This window comes from Devosia sp. LjRoot16 (assembly GCF_964252795.1).
Taxonomy (GTDB): Bacteria; Pseudomonadota; Alphaproteobacteria; order Rhizobiales; family Devosiaceae; genus Devosia_A.
Window position 1 is genome coordinate 1823052 of record NZ_CAXUPH020000001.1, and the last position, 17794, is coordinate 1840845.

Annotated in this window: 15 protein-coding genes and 1 riboswitch; of the genes, 7 read left to right on the forward strand and 8 right to left on the reverse strand. The window is 65.5% G+C overall.

Annotated features, from left to right (window positions below):
* Positions 1-25: 25 nt before the first annotated feature.
* The 3 genes from iolE to ACSQ23_RS08695 all read right to left on the reverse strand — a co-directional run bounded on the left by iolE (position 26) and on the right by ACSQ23_RS08695 (position 5030).
* On the reverse strand, positions 26-943 hold the full coding sequence (gene iolE, locus ACSQ23_RS08685) for a myo-inosose-2 dehydratase (protein WP_055876031.1): 918 nt from the start codon (positions 941-943) through the stop codon (positions 26-28).
* A 192-nt stretch (positions 944-1135) separates the two neighbouring features.
* Positions 1136-2980, reverse strand: a complete 1845-nt coding sequence (gene iolD, locus ACSQ23_RS08690) for a 3D-(3,5/4)-trihydroxycyclohexane-1,2-dione acylhydrolase (decyclizing) (RefSeq protein ID WP_436090355.1) — start codon at positions 2978-2980, stop codon at positions 1136-1138.
* 169 nt (positions 2981-3149) lie between these two features.
* Complete coding sequence (locus ACSQ23_RS08695; protein WP_436090356.1) at positions 3150-5030, reverse strand: bifunctional 5-dehydro-2-deoxygluconokinase/5-dehydro-2-deoxyphosphogluconate aldolase; 1881 nt, start codon at positions 5028-5030, stop codon at positions 3150-3152.
* Between the two features lie 159 nt (positions 5031-5189).
* Here ACSQ23_RS08695 and iolG point away from each other — a divergent pair, with 159 nt between their 5' ends.
* The 3 genes from iolG to ACSQ23_RS08710 all read left to right on the forward strand — a co-directional run bounded on the left by iolG (position 5190) and on the right by ACSQ23_RS08710 (position 7620).
* Entirely contained in the window at positions 5190-6176 is a 987-nt protein-coding gene (iolG, locus tag ACSQ23_RS08700; RefSeq protein ID WP_436090357.1) for an inositol 2-dehydrogenase, read from the forward strand.
* Between the two features lie 169 nt (positions 6177-6345).
* Positions 6346-6702: a hypothetical protein gene (locus ACSQ23_RS08705; protein ID WP_156387233.1), complete on the forward strand. Its 357-nt coding sequence runs from the start codon at positions 6346-6348 to the stop codon at positions 6700-6702.
* Positions 6703-6789: 87 nt separating this feature from the next.
* Positions 6790-7620: an SDR family oxidoreductase gene (locus ACSQ23_RS08710; protein WP_055875389.1), complete on the forward strand. Its 831-nt coding sequence runs from the start codon at positions 6790-6792 to the stop codon at positions 7618-7620.
* 219 nt (positions 7621-7839) lie between these two features.
* Here ACSQ23_RS08710 and ACSQ23_RS08715 read toward each other — a convergent pair whose 3' ends face one another.
* The gene (locus ACSQ23_RS08715; RefSeq protein ID WP_156387234.1) at positions 7840-8685 is read right to left on the reverse strand and encodes a MurR/RpiR family transcriptional regulator; all 846 of its coding nucleotides are present in this window, start codon (positions 8683-8685) and stop codon (positions 7840-7842) included.
* Positions 8686-8927: 242 nt separating this feature from the next.
* On the opposite strand from ACSQ23_RS08715, the gene ACSQ23_RS08720 reads away from it, so the two are divergent.
* From ACSQ23_RS08720 to ACSQ23_RS08735, 4 genes are all read left to right on the forward strand, one after another.
* Positions 8928-9704, forward strand: coding sequence for an ATP-binding cassette domain-containing protein (locus tag ACSQ23_RS08720; protein ID WP_436090358.1), 777 nt, complete (start codon positions 8928-8930; stop codon positions 9702-9704).
* Positions 9705-9858: 154 nt separating this feature from the next.
* The gene (locus ACSQ23_RS08725; RefSeq protein WP_436090359.1) at positions 9859-10872 is read left to right on the forward strand and encodes an ABC transporter permease; all 1014 of its coding nucleotides are present in this window, start codon (positions 9859-9861) and stop codon (positions 10870-10872) included.
* Positions 10873-10953: 81 nt separating this feature from the next.
* On the forward strand, positions 10954-11862 hold the full coding sequence (locus ACSQ23_RS08730) for a sugar ABC transporter substrate-binding protein (RefSeq protein ID WP_055875398.1): 909 nt from the start codon (positions 10954-10956) through the stop codon (positions 11860-11862).
* A 226-nt stretch (positions 11863-12088) separates the two neighbouring features.
* Positions 12089-13207, forward strand: a complete 1119-nt coding sequence (locus ACSQ23_RS08735; protein ID WP_436090360.1) for a Gfo/Idh/MocA family protein — start codon at positions 12089-12091, stop codon at positions 13205-13207.
* 65 nt (positions 13208-13272) lie between these two features.
* Here the strand turns inward: ACSQ23_RS08735 and ACSQ23_RS08740 are convergent, their stop codons facing one another.
* From ACSQ23_RS08740 to ACSQ23_RS08755, 4 genes are all read right to left on the reverse strand, one after another.
* Positions 13273-14256: a DMT family transporter gene (locus tag ACSQ23_RS08740; protein ID WP_436090361.1), complete on the reverse strand. Its 984-nt coding sequence runs from the start codon at positions 14254-14256 to the stop codon at positions 13273-13275.
* A gap of 112 nt (positions 14257-14368) precedes the next feature.
* A riboswitch (FMN riboswitch) is annotated at positions 14369-14520 on the reverse strand.
* A 327-nt stretch (positions 14521-14847) separates the two neighbouring features.
* The gene (locus ACSQ23_RS08745) at positions 14848-15657 is read right to left on the reverse strand and encodes an ABC transporter permease subunit (RefSeq protein WP_436090362.1); all 810 of its coding nucleotides are present in this window, start codon (positions 15655-15657) and stop codon (positions 14848-14850) included.
* Entirely contained in the window at positions 15658-16614 is a 957-nt protein-coding gene (locus ACSQ23_RS08750) for an ABC transporter permease subunit (protein WP_436090363.1), read from the reverse strand.
* Positions 16611-17759, reverse strand: coding sequence for an ABC transporter ATP-binding protein (locus tag ACSQ23_RS08755; RefSeq protein ID WP_436090364.1), 1149 nt, complete (start codon positions 17757-17759; stop codon positions 16611-16613). Before ACSQ23_RS08755 ends, ACSQ23_RS08750 begins: the two co-directional genes overlap by 4 nt.
* Positions 17760-17794 lie beyond the last annotated feature (35 nt).

The window sequence follows — 17794 nt, forward strand, 5'->3', positions numbered from 1 at the left end:
CGGGCGGCTGTCGCAACTGCTGCGTTCAGCGGTTGGGAAAACCCTGCGTCTCCACCGTGTAGCCGGCCAGCGTCATCACCCGCATCAGCTCCTGATGGCCCACCTGGGCCATACGGAGCGGCGGGTTGGCCTTGGGATCCTGCTCGGCCTCGACCACGAACCAGCCTTCATAGCCATAGTCGGCGAGCTTCTGCACGATGGCAGCGAAATCCAGCGACCCATCGCCCGGCACGGTGAAGGCGCCGAGCGCCACCGCATCGAGGAAACTCTGTTTCGTCCGATCGAGGCCATCGACCACGGCGCGGCGGATATCCTTGACGTGCACATGGCTGATGCGGGCGTGGTGGTTATCGATGGCGCGCAGCACATCGCCACCGGCAAAGGCCAGATGCCCGGCATCGAGCAGCAGCGGGATGCCGGGGCCGGAATAGCGCATGAAGGCGTCGAGCTCCGGCTCGGTCTCGACCACGGCGGCCATATGGTGATGGTAGCTGAGCGGCATACCCTCCGCCGCGCACCACTCGCCGAACTGGGTGAGCTTGTTCGCATAGGCCTTCATCTCGTCGTCGCTCAGCTTCGGCTTGGTCGCCAGCGGCTTCGTCCGGTCGCCCTGGATCGAGCGGCCGACTTCGCCATAGACGATGCAGGGGGCGTCCACTGCCTTGAACAGCTCGATCATCGGCGCGATGCGCCGCTGGTTGGCCATGAGATCCTCATTGACCAGCGTGCCGGAGAACCAGCCGCCGCACAGCGTCACATCCGCCGCCTTGAGGATCGGCAGCATGATGTCGGGATCGTCAGGGAAGCGGCGGCCCTTTTCCATGCCGGTGAAGCCGGCCGAGCGCGATTGCCTGAGGCACTCCTCCAGCGACACATCATCGCTCAGCTCCGGCAGATCGTCGTTCCACCACGCAATGGGGGACATGCCCAGTTTGGCTTTCAGCATTCCAATCCTCTGTCTCAGTCGTCACCCTCCCCCTTGCGGGGAGGGTAGCGTAGCTTGGCGAAGCCTTAGCGAAGCTTGGGTGGGGGGTGCCAAGCGCTCCGAGCGTGGTTCGCCCCCCACCCCACTTGCGCTATGGCTCGGCTTGGCCTCGCCAAGCTTCAGTACCCTCCCCGCAAAGGGGGAGGGAGACTAAAGCCGCTGACCCTTCAGCGCTTCCTCATAATCCTTGCGTGCCGCGTTCACCTGCGGACGTACCGAAACTTCCGGCACCGCCACGTCCCACCAGTGGCCGCCGGCCTCGGTGGAGATCAGCGGGTCGGTGTCGATCACCAGCACGGTGGTGCGCTCCACCTTGTCGGCCTCGGCGAGGGCACTTTCGAGCTCGGCAATCGAGGCGGCTTTGCGCACCCAGGCGCCCATCGACGCGGCGTGCGCGGCGAAGTCGATATCGGGCAGCGTCTCGTGGAAAGTGTCCTTCAACAGGTTGTTGAAGTTGGCGCCGCCGGTCGCCATCTGCAGCCGGTTGATGCAGCCGAAGCCGCGGTTGTCGAGCACCACGATGGTCAGCTTTTTGCCCAGCATCACCGAGGTGGCGATCTCGGAGTTCATCATCATGTAGCTGCCATCGCCGAGCATAACGATGACATCGTCATGCGGCTTGGCGAGCTTCACGCCCAGCCCGCCGGCGATCTCGTAACCCATGGTCGAGTAGCCATATTCCATGTGGTAGCTGCCCGGGGCGCCGGCCGGCCAGAGCTTATGCAGCTCGCCCGGCAGTCCGCCCGAAGCGCAGACCAGCGTCGCGCCCGAACCGCGGGCCCGGTGCACCGCGCCGATCACCTGGGCGTCCGAGGGCAGCGCATTGGTCGGGTCGGTCACCGCCTTGGCCGAAACCAGCCATTTGGCCTTGGCCGCTTTGGCGGTTGCCTGCCACGCGTCGCTCGCGTGCCAGGGCCCGAGTTTACCATCGAGCAGGTCGAGCCCGACTTTGGCGTCGGCGATGAGCGGCATGGCGCGATGCTTATAGGCGTCGAACACCTGGGTGTTCAGCCCGATGATCCTGACATTGTCGGCCTTGAACAGCGCCCACGATCCGGTGGTGAAATCCTGCAGGCGCGAGCCCACCGCCAGCACCAGGTCGGCCTGCTCGGCCAGAAGGTTCGAGGCCGACGACCCCGTTACTCCGACCGATCCCATGTTCAGCGGATGGTCGTGCGGCAGGCTGGATTTGCCGGCATTGGTCTCCATGACCGGCACGCCGTGACGCTCGGCAAAGGCGCGCAGCACTTCCGCTGCCTCGGAGTACAGCACGCCGCCGCCGGCGATGATCACCGGCTTTTCCGCTGTCCTGATCGCAGCCACCGCCGCTTCCAGCTCGTTGACGTCCGGCATCGGCCGGCGCGGCGTCCACACCCGTTCGGCGAAGAACGCTTCGGGATAGTCATAGGCCTCGGCCTGCACGTCCTGGCAGAGGCTGAGGGTCACCGGGCCGCATTCGGCCGGGTCGGTCAGCACCTGCATGGCGCGGTTCAGTGCCGGGATAATCTGCTCAGGCCGGGTGATGCGGTCGAAATAGCGGCTGACCGGGCGGAACACATCATTGGCGCTCACCGTGCCGTCGCCAAAACTTTCCACCTGCTGCAGCACCGGATCGGGGGCGCGGTTGGCGAACACTTCACCGGGCAGCAGCAGCACCGGCAGCCGGTTGACATGCGCCAGCGCGGCGGCGGTCACCATATTGGTGGCGCCCGGCCCGATCGAGGAAGTGGCGGCCATGAAGCGGCGGCGGAAGCTCGCCTTGGCGAAGGCAATTGCCGCATGCGCCATGCCCTGCTCGTTATGGGCGCGATAGGTTGGTAGTTCCTCGCGTACCTGGTACAGCGCTTCGCCGAAGCCCGCGACATTGCCATGCCCGAAGATCGCGAACACGCCGCCGAAGATCGGCACCTTGTTGCCGTCGATAATGGTCATCTGCCGCGTCATGAACCGCGCCAGCGCCTGCGCCATGGTGAGGCGGATGGTCTTGTTGGTCATTTGCTTTCCTCCTCACGCGCGGTAGCGCGAACCCCTCATCCGGCGCTGACGCGCCACCTTCTCCCCGACGGGGAGAAGAACAGAGCGCCGACTGTGCAGTCTGCGTTCCTCTCCCCGTCGGGGAGAGGGTGGACCGGCGAAGCCGGGACGGGTGAGGGGTTTGGCCCCATCACTCCCCCCAGATCCCCACCAGCGCCGAAAACCGCGCCGCCATGTCGGCGATCGCCTGTTCATCGGTCATGGCACCAGCAAACCACGCCTTGGCGGCTTCGCCAAATATCGTGCGGCCGACGGCGAAGCCGCGCACCGTGCGGGCGGATCGCGCAATGGCAAAGCCGCGCGCCAACTCGTCCTGCGGGGCATCGAGGCCGAGCAGCACGACGCCGCGGCAGAGCGGGTCGTTGGCCTCGATCGCCGTATCGACCGCTTCCCAGGCTGCGGCGCTCGGCTGCGATTCGAGCTTCCACCAGTCGGGCTTCAGCCCGGCGGCATAGAGCTGGCCGAGGGCTCGGGCGGTGGTGGTGTCGTCCACCGGACCGACCTTGGAAGGAATGATCTCGATCAGGATGTCGCGGCCGACCTTACGGCAGGCATCATGCGCGGCGCGCAGCTTTTCGAGCTGGCCGGCATTGATCCCCGAGGGGTCATCGGGGTGCCAGAAGCACAGCACCTTGAGCGCATGATCCACCGGCCAATCGACCAGCCGGCTGCCGATATCCTGCGAAAACTCGAACTCGAGCGGGATCGAGCCGGGCAGCTCCACCGGCCGGGCGATCCAGAAGCTTTTGGGCACTTCGAACAGCGCGTCGCGGCCCCATTTGTCATCGAGCAGCATGCCGAAACCGGGCCGGCCATTGGCCACCTGGGCCGCGGCTTTCACTGCCAGCACCTTGAAGGCGGGGATGCGGTCGGACCTGGCGCCGGCAATATCCTCGATCTGCTTCCGATGATCGATGGCGAAGGCGGTGAGGCGCGGCCAGTGCTGCCGACGCGTCGTCGCCCAGTGCAGGTGGTTGAGGGTCTCGTCCCTGCGCAGCGCTTTGAACTTGCTGCCGTGCTTCAAAAAGTAATCGAGCTCGGTCCAGCTCGGATATTCAGGCGCACAGAGCAGTCGGGAGACGGCGAAGGCGCCGCAGGCATTGGCCCAGGTGGCGGAGGTCTGGTGGCTTTCGCCTTTCAGCCAGCCGCGCAGGAACCCGCTCATGAAGGCGTCGCCGGCGCCCAGCACATTGTAGATCTCGATCGGGAAACCCTGGCCGACGATGCCCTGTTCGAGGTCGTCGCCGATCGGGCCGTCATAGACGATGCAGCCCTTGGCGCCGCGCTTTAGCACCACGGTGGCATCGCTCACGGCGCGGATCGCCTTCAGCGCCTCGAGCAGGTCGCTCTCGCCGGCCGCCACCAGCACCTCTTCCTCGGTGCCGACGATCAGGTCGCAATCGGCCAGCACCGGGCGCATCTTGGCCGAGACATAGTCGGATTTCACATAGCGCTCGAAGCCGGCGGCATGGCCGGCGAGGCCCCAGAGGTTGGGCCGATAGTCGATATCGAACACCACCTTGCGGCCGGCGGCCTTGGCGATGCGGATGGCCTTGAGCTGCGCAGCCTCGGCATTGGGGGTGGAGAAATGTGTGCCGGTGACGACGATGGCGCTGGCGGAGCGGATGAAATCTGCGTCGATATCGGCTTCGTCGAGCGCCATGTCGGCGCAGTCGGTCCGAACGAAGATCATCGGCGAGACGCCTTCCGCCTCGACGGCGAGCAGTACCAGGGCGGTCAATCGCTTGTCGTCGGTGGCGATACCTGAGGTGTCGACGCCTTCGCGACCGAGCTGTTCCTTGATGAAGCCGCCCATCTGCTCGGCGCCGACGCGGGTGATCAGTGCCGATTTCAGGCCGAGCCGGGCGGTGCCGACAGCGATATTGGCGGGGCAGCCGCCGACCGATTTGGCGAACGAGCCGATATCCTCGAGCCGGCTGCCGATCTGCTGGCCGTAGAGGTCCACCGACGAGCGCCCGATGGTGATGACATCGAGCTTGGCCTCCGGCATGATCTCCCCCGCATGGTCTGACTGGACAGCTTTCAGCGGCCGTTGTATCCCTCGCGCGAATGAAACGTCAATTCCGAAGTTGCTCTTTTCGGAATGAACGTTCCATGTTTGATCCATTTGAACCGGCGCTCCAGGAGCGTGCAGCAAGGAGGCAATCCCGTGGTCAGGTTTGGCATTCTGGGGGCGGGGCGCATCGGCAAGGTGCACGCGGGGACCATCGCCAACTCCAGCCGGGCTGCTGTCGCCTATGTGGCGGACGCGATTCCCGATGCTGCTGCAGCGCTGGCCGCGAGCGTCGGGGCGCAGGTTGCCTCGATCGACCAGATCCTCGCATCCGACGTCGAAGCCATCCTCATTGCCACGCCCACCGACACGCATGCCGACCTGATCGAGCAGGCGGCGCGGGCCGGCAAGGCGATCCTCTGCGAGAAACCGGTGTCGCTGTCGGTGGAGCGCATCGAAGCCTGCCTGCCGGTGGTGAAAGCGGCCGGCGTGCCGCTGATGATCGGCTTCAACCGCCGGTTCGATCCGAACTTTGCCGCCGTGCAGCAGCGGATCAAGGGCGGCGAGATCGGCGACGTCGAGATCGTCACCATCATCTCGCGCGATCCGGCGCCGCCGCCGGTCAGTTACATCGAGCGCTCCGGCGGGCTCTACCGCGACATGATGATCCACGATTTCGACATGGCGCGGTTCCTCGTCGGCGAGGATTTCGTCTCGGTGCATGCGCTGGGCAGCGCCCTGGTCGACAAGGCGATCGGCGTTGCCGGCGACGTCGATACCGCGGCGGTGCAGATGCAGACTGCGTCGGGCAAGATCGCGGTGATCACCAATTCGCGCCGCGCCGCTTACGGCTACGACCAGCGCGTCGAGGTGCATGGGTCGAAGGGCATGCTGCGGGCCGGCAACGTCCACATGACGACGCTCGAGCGGGCCGATGGCGCCGGCTTCACCCAGGACGTGATCCAGAACTTCTTCATCGACCGCTATGTCGCCGCCTACGCCGCCGAGGTGAACAGCTTCATCGACGCGATGGCCAGGGGCACGACGCCGACGCCGTCGGGGCATGATGGGCTCATGGCACAAAAACTTGCGGAAGCCGCGACGAAGAGTTCTCAGACGGGCCAAGCGGTTAGGGTCGGCTAGCGTTCGGGCCTGGCTGTTTGTGGCCAGAAGATGAGCCGAAAGGCCGAAGAATCGGCACATTCGCGAACGATAGGGGGTCTGTGGGCGCTTCCAGACAGCCAGACGAGCATACCCGATGGGGGAACATCGGGTATACCGTTCGCGGGCTGCGCAAGGGGAGCATAGAATTATGCTGAGTATTCGCGCACGTCTCAGTGCGCCAAGTGCCATGGCCGCGTGCCTGGTGACGCTCATGCTCGCTTCGGGCTGCAGTGCCGGGGGCGTCGTTACGGTGCGCGAAATGATCGGCGACGCCAGCTATTGGCCGCCCGCCTGCAACGCCGATCCATGTGTTCTCACCGGCAATGGCGGTATCACCGATGTGTGGGACCGGCATGTCGACACGAACCTGGCGCGTGGCCGTCGGTTCGTGGTCAAAGGGCTCTGCGCCAGTGCCTGCGAGATCGCGGCGCGACGCGCACACGCCAAGCTGCTTCCCGGCGCCAAGCTCATCGTCCACCAGCCGCGGCCGGCGGTGATCCTGTAGCGCTCGGCGCCGGCATGATGGGGCTTGGCTTACGCCCCCCAAATCCCTAGTGTCCGGGCGCTTTCCTTACAGAATTTGAGTCCCGACATGACCGAGAATGCCTCCGCCCCATTTTCCGGCAAGATTGCCGTTGTCACCGGGGCCGCGCAAGGGATCGGCGAGGCGACGGCGCGGCTGCTGGCCCAGCGTGGCGCGGCCGGCGTGGTACTCGTCGACCGGCAGGCCGACAAGGGCGAGGCGGTTGCGAGGTCGCTGAACGATGCCGGCACCAAGGCGATCTTCGTTGCGGCGGATCTGGCCGATCCGGCAGCGGTGGCTGAGGTCATTCCCGCCGCCGACAAGGCGTTCGGGCGGGTGGATATTCTCGCCAATATCGCCGGCCTCACCGATCGCGGCACCATCCTCGATACCGATATCGCGCTCTACGACCGGATGTTCGCCATCAATGTACGGGCGCCGTTCTTCCTGATGCAGGACGCCATCAAGGTGATGCAGCGCGAAAAGATCGAGGGAACGATCGTCAACATCCTCTCGGTCAACGCCTATATCGGCTCGCCCAACCTCGCCGCTTACAGTGCCTCTAAAGGCGCGCTGATGACGTTGACCAAGAACACCGCCAATGCGGTGAACCTGATGCGCATCCGGGTCAACGGCATCATCCTCGGCTGGGCCGATACGCCGGGCGAGCACGTGACGCTCAAGACCTTCCACGATGCGGCCGACGACTGGCTGGTGAAGGCAGAGGCGTCGCGGCCGTTTGGCAAGCTGATCAAGCCGGAAGACGTGGCCCGCCTCATCGCCTTCCTCGGCGGCGCGGAATCGGCGCCGATGACCGGCTCGTGCGTCGAGTTCGAACAGACCGTGGTCGGCGCCGGCGGCGGCGGGCTCGCGACGGGGTATCCGGTGAAGAAGAACTGAGGCCGGCCGCAGGCTCGGTCGCCAGACGGCCATGTGAGGCACGGAGCTCCCGCAGCCACCAGATGTCATCCCAGCGAAAGCTGGGACCCATCTATCCTCTGGCACGGGCTGCGAGTTGGGTCCCAGCTTTCGCTGGGATGACAGCCGGTGAGGAGGAGAGGTGGTGCCCTCCCAGACCTCCTGCTTCCAGCAAGGGGGGAGATGGCCGAGAGGCCGGCGTTACTTCTCACCCCGCCGGCTGGCCACCGCGACGGTCAAGGTCATCGCCAGCGCCATGGTCGCCGCCATCGAGCGGAAGCCCTCGAAATCCGCTTCGACGATCTCCAGCCAGGCGTCGGCGATCGGGGCGATCGGCGAGAAGATCGAGTCGGTGATCGACACCACCTTGGCGTGACGCGCCTTCGCCGCATGGGCGAGGTTCACCGTCTCGCTGGCATAGGGGGTGAAGCTGATGGCGAGCACCGCATCGCGCGGCGAAATGAAGCCGATCTGTTCGGCGCCCAGTCCAGCAATGCCATCGACCAGCAGGTTGCGGATCCCGAGCTTGCCCATGGCATAGGCCATGTAGCTGGTGATCGGGAACGAGCGGCGGAGACCGACGAGGTAGATCGTCTCGGCCTTGGCGAGGATCTCGACCGCCGCATCGAGGGTTTCGGGGTCGAGCTTGAGGCGGAGGTCGGCAACCGAGCGCTCGGCCGCGTCGGCGAAGCCCTGCAGCAACAGGCCGCTCTTCGATGAGCCGCCATGCTCGCGCAGCTGCTTCAGCCGCTCCTCGTAACTCGGCACGCGATCGCGCAGGCGGGCCCGGAACACTTCCTGCAGGTCGGAAAAGCCTTGATAGCCAAGGGCCTGGCTGAAGCGCACCAGGGTCGAGGGCTGCACGCCGGAGCGCTGCGCCACGCTGGCCGCGGTGCCGAAGGCGATGTCGTCGGGGTTGTCGAGAGCGAAGCTCGCCACCTGGGTCAGCCGGCGGGGCAGGGTAGGCGCGCGGGCAGCGATCAGCGCGCGCAGCGCGGGAAAATCCCGCGGCACGGCATCGTCCAGCTTGATATCCCCGTCGTCCATTCCGGCCTCATAGCGGGTGCCGTCGCAAAGTCCAACAAAAGCACGGCCAAAGTCCATGAACTTCTGCCGGCGCCAGCGGGGTTTTCCAACGTTCCTGGTTTGAACACTGCCGAATTTGGAACACGCCGTGCTTGACGATCCACCGTAGAATGGAATAAACATTCTATCAACAGGGAATGCAGCACTAGACGTTCCATTCAACGAGAACGGGCTGCAGCTAAGGTCGGGGAGGACCGAAGCACATGGCGGCCATGCTGCTCGAAGCCAAGGGCATATCGAAGTATTTCGGCGCCATCACGGCGCTGCGCGACGTGAACTTTCACGTGGCGCCGGGCGAGGTGCTGGGCGTAGTCGGCGACAATGGCGCCGGCAAATCCACGCTGATGAAGATCCTCTCGGGCCTGTTCACCCCATCGGAGGGCGAGCTGATCTTCAACGGCGCGCCGGTCAAGTTTTCGAGCCCCAAGGACGCGCAAAAGCTTGGCATCGAGATGGTCTACCAAGACTTCGCGCTCGCCGGGAACATGCCGATCTACGAGAACATTTATCTCGGCCGCGAGCCCGGCACCAAGTTCGGGCCGCTGACCATCGTCGACCATAAGCGGTCGCGGCAGATGGCGACCGATCACCTCGATCGTCTGCACATTCACGTCAAATCGGTGGAGCAGAACACCGAGGATCTCTCGGGCGGGCAGCGGCAGGCCGTCGCCATTGCCCGCGCTACGGCGTTCGACGCCAAGCTGGTGATCATGGACGAGCCGACCGCCGCCCTCGCTATCAAGGAAGTGGGCAAGGTGCTCGACCTGGTGCGCTCGCTCAAGGAGCACGGGGTGGCGGTGATCATCATCTCGCACCGCATGGACGATATCTTTTACTGCTGCGACCGGGTGATGGCGCTCTACCAGGGCACCAATTTCGCCGAGGCGGAGCTGACGCAGACCTCGCGCAACGAGGTCATCGGCTGGATCATGGGCACCAAGGGTCACACCGCGACCCTCGCCCATGACAACATGCACTGAGGGGGATCATGCTTCACACGTCCCCCACCCACGGTGTCATTCCCGCGAAAGCGGGAACCTCCGTTTGCGATCTTGCCACGGGCACCAAAACAGAGGTCCCCGCTTTCGCGGGGATGACCCAGCGGACAGCTGGTCGTTCAGTGGGAGCGGCGTCATGAGCGACACTCCCGCCACCAAATCCGGGTTCTCGCTGCGCGGCCCCGGCATGTCGAGATTCCTCGAGGTCTACGGCATCATCCTTGTCGTCGTGGTGATGATGCTGGTGCTCGCCGTCATCAAGCCAGAGGTGTTCCTCTCGGCGCAGAACCTCACCAATATCCTGAAACAGAATGCCTCTTTGGCGCTGCTGGCGCTCGGCATGTATGTGGTGATCGTCACCGCCGGCATCGATCTGAGCGTCGGCTCGATCATGGGTCTGTCGATGGTCTGCCTGGCGGTTGCCTCGAAGGCCGGGGTGCCGTGGCCGATCGTCCTGTTGATCGGGCCCGCCATCGGGCTGCTCGTCGGCTGGGTGAACGGCGTCGGCCTCACCGTGCTGAAGCTGCCGCACCCGTTCATCATGACGCTGGGCACGCTCAACGTGGCGCGCGGCCTCACTTACCTGATCTCCAATGGCGCGCCGATTTCGGGCCTGCAGCCGGAGGTGCGCTATATCGGGCAGGCCTATTTCGGGCTCGGCCTGCCGCCGCCGGCCGGCATCCCGGCGAGCCTGATCCTCGTGGCGGTCTGCGCCATTGGGCTGTGGTTCTTCCTCGAGAAGACCAATATGGGCCGGCACATCTTCGCCATCGGCGGCAATCCGCATGCGGCGCGGGTCTCGGGCATCAATGTCGATCAGACCCTCGTGGTGGTCTACATGATCTCGGGCTTCATGGCCGGGCTCTCGGGCCTGCTGCTCGCCGGGCGTACCGATAGCGGCTTCCCCAATGCCGGCATCGGTATCGAGCTCGATGCGATCGCCGCAGTGATCATCGGCGGCGCCTCGTTCTTCGGCGGGCGCGGCACGGTGCTCGGGGTGCTGGCGGGCGTCTTGATCATGGGCATCCTGCGCAATGGGCTCAACATCAACAATGTCTCGGCGTTCTGGCAGCAGATCCTGATCGGTCTGGTGATCATCATCGCCGTCTATATCGACGTGCTACGGCGGCGTGCAGCCGTCCGTCGCTAGGAGGAACTTGGCGCCGGCCGTGTCTCCCGGCCGGCGCCCAAAGGGAACGGAGACATCAATGGTTCAGGGAGGACCAAACCCATGAAAAAACTGCTGCTTACGGGCGTTGCGCTGAGTGCGCTGCTCGCCATGGCCGGTTCGGCCAATGCCGCCTACGTCTTGGGCATGAAGGGCCCGGGCGCCGGCAATCCGTTCTGGGCGGCGGTGGAAGCCGGCGCCAAGGCCAAAGCCGCCGAGCTGGGTGTCGAAGTGATCGTCGTGGCGCCGCCGGCCGAGTCGGATGTGCAGGCGCAGATCACCCAGATCGAAGACCTGATCGCCCAGAAGGTGGACGGCATCGCATTGGCGCCGACCGATCCGAACGCGCTCGCTCCGGTGGTGGATGCGGCCAAGGCCGCCGGCATCCCGGTGGTGTTCGTCGATACCCGCGGCACCAATGAGGGCGTCACCTTCATCGGCACCAACAACGAAGTGGGCGCCGCGCTGGCGGCCGATTTCATGTGCAAGAACCTGCCTGCCGGCTCGGACGTGGCGATCCTCCAGGGCCTCGTCAGCCAGTCGACCGGCCAGGCGCGCGCCGAGGGCTCGAAGAAGGGCCTCGAGGCTTGCGGCCTCAAAGTGGTGGCTGAGCAGACCGCGGAGTGGGACCGCGCCAAGGGCCTGTCGGTGACCGAGAACATCCTCGCCGGCAACCCCAACATCAAGGGCATCTTCGGCTCGAACGACAACATGGCGCTGGGCGCCGTGGAAGCACTGAAGGCGGCGGCCAAGCTCGCCGATGTGATGGTGGTCGGCTTCGACGCCAACCCGGACGCTGCGGCCTCGATCCTTGCCGGCGAGATGACCGCCTCGGTGGCCCAGGCCCCCGGCAATATGGGCGGCTTCGGCATCCAGGCGCTGGTCGACCTCAAGGCCGGCAAGACACTCGAGCCGTGGATCGACACCGGCACGGTGCTGGTCACCAAGGACAATGCCGCGGACTACAAGTAAGCTCTCCTCCAGAGCGCCTGGCGCCCGGGGTCCGCAAGGGCTTCGGGCGTTTTTCTTGGGGGTGGGCAGGGTGTCTGTGGCCCACCCCCACCCTAGCTTCGCCTAGCTGCGCTACCCTCCCCACAAGGGGGAGGGAGGGCGCGAGAACCGAGAGTGCAGTAGACGTCTCCCTCCCCCTTGTGGGGAGGGATCAAGGGTGGGGGTGGCCCCACGCACGGAGTGAAGAATGACCAGCATCGGCGTCGGCCTAATCGGTACGGGCTATATGGGCAAGTGCCATGCGCTGGCCTGGAACGGGGTGAAACCGGTGTTCGGCGATGGGCCGAAGCCGCGGCTGGTGCATCTGGCGGAGGTGTCGCCGGAGCTGGCGGCGCGGCGGGCCGAGGAGTTCGGGTTCGAGAAATCCACCTCGGACTGGCGGGCGCTGATCGCCGACCCCGAGGTCGAAGTGGTGTCGGTGACGACGCCCAACGCCTTCCACGCCGAGATGGCGATCGCGGCGCTCGAGACGGGCAAGCACGTCTGGTGCGAGAAGCCGATGGCAGTAGGGTTTGCCGAGGCGGAGCGGATGGTCGCGGCGGCGCGGGCGTCGGGTAAGGTCACGGCGCTCGGCTACAACTACATCCAGAACCCGGTGATACGGCACATCAGAAAGCTGCTCGAGACGGGCGCCATCGGCACGGTGAACCATGTCCGCTTCGAGATGGACGAGGATTTCATGGCCGACCCCGAGGCGCTGTTCTACTGGAAGAGCGAGGCCTCCTCCGGCTATGGCGCGCTCGACGATTTCGGCGTCCACCCCTTGAGCCTGATGCAGTTCCTGTTCGGCGGCGTTGCGCGGGTGATGGCGCAGCTATCCATGCCCTATGCCGACCGACCGAGCCGGGATGGCGGGCGGCGGAAGGTCGAGACCTGGGATATTGCTTCGGTGCTGCTGGAGCTCAGGAACGGCGCGTCCGGGGTGATGGCGCTCGATCGTTCGGCCTGGGGGCGGAAGGGCCGGATCGCGGTGCAGATCTTTGGTTCGAACGGCACCATCGCCTACGACCAGGAGCGGATGAACGAGTTCCAGCTGTTTCAAGCCAGTGATCCTGCAGCGGAGCAGGGTTTTCGCACCATCCTCACCGCGCCGGTGCATGCGCCCTATGACCGGTTCATTCCGGCACCGGGGCATGGACTGGGATTCAACGAGCTGAAGATCATCGAGTGCCACGAGCTGCTGAAGGCCATCGGCGGCGACACCGGGGCGCAGATCGTCGGGTTCGACAAAGGGCTCGAAATCGAGCGGGCGGTGCATGCGATGGCGCAGTCGCACCGCGAGGGGCGGTGGGTGGCGGTCGACTGACAGAGACGTAAGTCCCGAGGCCGCAGTCACGGCGGCCCCGGGGAGCCTGAGGGCGTGCAGCGGCCTCAGGCGGTGGCGAGGGTCGGGGTGCGGTTGCGGCTTTCGACCCAGTAGATGAACACCGAGGCGGCGACGATCAGCGCCGCGCCGGGCCAGAACCAGACCGACGGCACCTGGCCGAGGGCGATCCAGCCGACCAGGGCGCTGAGCGGCACCTTGAGGTCGGCGAAGGGCTGCAGATACGTCGCGTCGGCCGCCCGGTAGGCGAAGGCCATCAGGTATTGCGCCACGCCGGTGAGCACGCCGAGCAGCAACAGCAGCCAGAGGCCATCGCCGCTGGGGAGAGCGAATGGAAAGCCGGTGGCGAGGCCGGCCGGCAGCACCGTCGGCGCCAGCCAGCCGAGTGCGTTGACGGCGAGCAGGATCAGCAGGTGGTTCGGGGTGATCAGCACCAGCAGCGAGATGGTCAGCGTTTCCGGGCTCTCGCCCTTCAGCGTCAGGTACTTGGTCAAGACGTCCGTGGTGGCCCAGAGCGCCGCGGCGACGATCGGGATCAGGGTGTGCCAGCCGAGGCTTTCGCTGCCGATACCGGAGACGATGATGGCGCCGGTGAAGCCGACCAGCGCCGCGACGAGACGGGCGGCTGAGGCACGCTCGCCAAGAAAGACGGTCGAACCGAGGATGATGAACAGCGGGCCGGCGGCGAGGAGGGTCACCATCTGCCAGATCGGCACGCCCGAGGCGAAGCCATAGACGAAAACATGCGCACCGAGCGCCGAGACGAAGGCGCGGATCTCGTGCGTCAGCGGGTGGCTGGTGCGGAGCTTGTCGATGCCGATGCGGAAGATCAGCGGCAGGCTGAGCACGCCGGCGATCAGGTATTGCCAGAACACCATGCCGGTCGAGGCCATGCCGAAGCCGCCATATTCGACCGGGGTGGGCAAGACGGATTGCAGCACGTTGGAGCCGGCGAACGCGAAGGCGGCAACCAGCATGAAGGTGGCGCCGCTTGCAGCGGCGGACTTGGTAGTCGAGGAAACCTGGCTCATCGATCGATCCTTTCCGTAGCCTGTTTCCTCAGGGTTACGGGGAATCGCGATGGGGAATGGCGACGCGGAAACCCTCCGAAATGAGGGGCCGCGCCGGCAGAGCCAGCGTAAATCCCGTTCTCTTTCATCCGGACTATACCGTCGGCTCCGGAGTTACACCGGATCTGCTGACCCCTGTGGGGTGAACCACAAGGCGCTCGCGGGCTTTGGGCTTTCGACCCATCTACCGCCGGTGGGGAATTGCACCCCGCCCTGAGAACTTGCCGGCCGATTGCTCGGCTGACAGAGGCTCACATAGACCTCACGGGGCGTCGGCGCAAGCAGGCACAAAGACGAAACTGGGGGCGCACGCGCTCGGCGCCGAGTGGAGGTGCCCCCTCTCCCTCGGGGGCGCTCTCGCGCCCCCTTGGAGGGGAGAGGGTAGTGGAGCTCGGACCGAAGGTCCGTAGCGAAACTTGGGTGAGGGGTTCAGTTTCTCAGCGAGCGCGCGTTGCGACGCTTCACCCCTCAACCGGCCTTCGGCCACCTTCTCCCTCGGGAGGCGCTATTGCGCCCCCTTGGAGGGGAGAAGGGAGGGTCGCCTTTACGTCGTCAGGCTCGCTTCACCTTGCTGCTGCTGCGCAGGCCGATGATCGTCGCGGCGACGACGCCGAGCGCCACGACGCCGATGATGATGGTAGCCAGCGCGTTGACGTCGGGGGAGACGCCGAGCTTGATCTTGGAAAAGATCACCATGGGCAGGGTCGACGAGCCGGGGCCGGAGACGAAGCTCGCGATCACCAGGTCGTCGAGCGACAGGGTGAAGCCGAGCAGCCAGCCGGAGACCAGAGCCGGGGCGATGATCGGCAGGGTGATGTCGAAGAACACCCGGAACGGCGTCGCGCCGAGATCCATCGCCGCTTCCTCCAAACTCAAGTCGAGGTCGGAGAGGCGGGACTGCACCACCACGGTGATGTAGGCCATGCAGAAGGTGGTGTGGGCGATGATGATGGTGACGATGCCGCGGCCGGCCGGCCAGCCGAGCGTCGATTCCATGCCGACGAACAAGAGCAGCAGCGCGAGGCCGGTGATCACGTCGGGCATCACCAGCGGGGCCGAGACGGTGCCGGCGAGCACGGTGCGGCCACGGAAGCGCTTGAAGCGCACCAGCGCCACGGCGCAGAGGGTGCCAAGCACCAGGGCGAAGCTGGCGGAGAAGAACGCGATGCGAAGGCTCAGCCAGGCGGCGCCCAGCATCTGCTCGTCGGCGAACAGTTCGCCATACCATTTGGTCGAAAAGCCCGACCAGACGGTGACCAGCTTGCTCTCGTTGAACGAGAACACCACCAGCGAGATGATCGGCAGATAGAGGAAGGCAAAACCGAGGGTTGCCGCGATGGGAAGGAACCAGCCGCGCCGCATCTACTTGCCCTTCTCGACCACGGCATCCTGCGCCTTCTGCAGCAGCAGGATGGGAATGACGACGACCACCAGCATGGCGACGGCGACTGCCGCGGCGCGCGGCCAGTTGGTGGCGCCGAAGAACTCGTCCCACAGGACGCGGCCGATCATCAGCGTTTCCGGACCGCCGAGCAGCGAGGGAATGACGAACTCGCCGATCGCCGGGATGAACACCAGCATCGAGCCGGCGATGATGCCGGGCAGCGACAGCGGCAGGGTGACCGACAGGAAGGTCTGCCACGGGCGCGAGCCGAGATCGGCCGAGGCCTCGAGCAGCGACGTGTCGAGCTTCACCAGCGTCGTATAGAGCGGCAGGATCATGAACGGCAGGTAGGTGTAGACGATGCCGACATAGACGGCGAAATCGGTCTGCATCATCACCAGCGGCTCGATGCCGAATACCGCGAGGATCTGGTTGATCACCCCGTTGCCGCGCATGAAGCCACTGAGCGCATAGACGCGCAGCAGGAACGAGGTCCAGAACGGCAGGATCACCAGCATCAACAGGATGTTGCGCCATTTGTCCGGGGCGCGGGCGATGGCATAGGCCATCGGATAGCCGATGAAGAGGGTGATCACCGTGGCGATCAGCGCGATGCGGATCGAGCTCAGGTAAGCCGCGACATAGAGCGGATCGGTGAAGAGCTTCAGGTAATTGGAAAGGTGCAGCGTCAGCTGCACGGTGCCGCCTTCGGTGGTGAGCAGCGGCGAATAGGGCGGGCGGCCGAACTGCTTGGTGGCGAGCGAGATGCCGAACACCACGAACAGCGGCACGAGGAAGAACACGGTCAGCCAGATCGCCGGCGCGGCGATTACCAGCGTGCGGCCGGAAATGCCGACATCGCGCAGCCGGCGCTCCAGCCCGCTCCAGGGCCGGAGGCGACGCGGCGGCGGCAACTGGTTGCCGGTGAGGGTCATACCGTCAGTACCGAGCCGGAGCTGTCGCCCCAGGTGACGTAAACCTGTTCTTCCCAGGTGATGGCGTCAGGGTTGCCGCGCGCGGTGTTGGTCTGGCTGACGCGGATGCGTTTGCCGCTGTCGAGCAGCAACTGGTAGACGCTCATATCGCCCAGGTAGCCGATGTCCTCGACCACGCCCTTGGTGACGTTGGCGCCGTTCAGCGCCTTGGGCTTCTCGCGGCTCAGCTCCATCTTCTCGGGGCGGATGGCCCACCACAGGATCTGGTCGGGAGCGCAATCGACGCCGTGGCCGACATAGATGTCGCAGCCGAGCTCGGGCGAGCGGATGCGGACATGGTCCGGCTCGTCCTCGGTGACGATGCCCTCGACCATGTTGGCCGAGCCGATGAAGCTGGCGACAAAGCGCGAGTTGGGGAACTCGTAGATGTCGTGCGGTTCGCCGATCATGGCGATCTCGCCCTGGTTCATCACCCCGATGCGGGTGGCCAGCGTCATCGCCTCTTCCTGGTCGTGGGTGACGACGATGAAGGTGACGCCGAGCGATTCCTGGATCTTGACCAGTTCGAACTGGGTTTCCTCGCGCAGCTTCTTGTCGAGCGCGCCGAGCGGCTCGTCGAGCAGCAGCAGCTTGGGGCGTTTGGCCAGCGAGCGGGCGAGGGCGACGCGCTGGCGCTGGCCGCCCGACAGCTGGTTCGGCTTGCGCTTGCCGTAATCCTGGAGTTTCACGAGGCTCAGGAGCTCGGCGACGCGATCGGCGATCTCGCCACGCGGCATGTTATCGCGCTTCAGGCCATAGGCGATGTTCTGCTCGACATTCATATGCGGGAACAGCGCGTAGGACTGGAACATCATGTTGACCGGCCGCTGGTAGGGCGGCACGGCGGTCATGTCCTGGCCGTCGATTTCGATGGTGCCGGAGGTCGGCTGCTCGAAGCCGGCCAGCATGCGCAGCAGCGTCGATTTGCCCGAGCCCGAGCCGCCGAGCAGGCAGAACAGCTCGGATTTGTAGATATCGAGCGACACTTCATGCACCGCCGAGACGTCGCCGAACTTCTTCGAGACGTTGCGAATGCGCACAAACGGCTTGGCCGACGGATCGCGCCAGGGGCGCGTGTCGATGGCGAGCTGCGGCTTCTTGGCCATGCGGCACCTGATGAGGAAGGGGGCGGTTGTGGGAC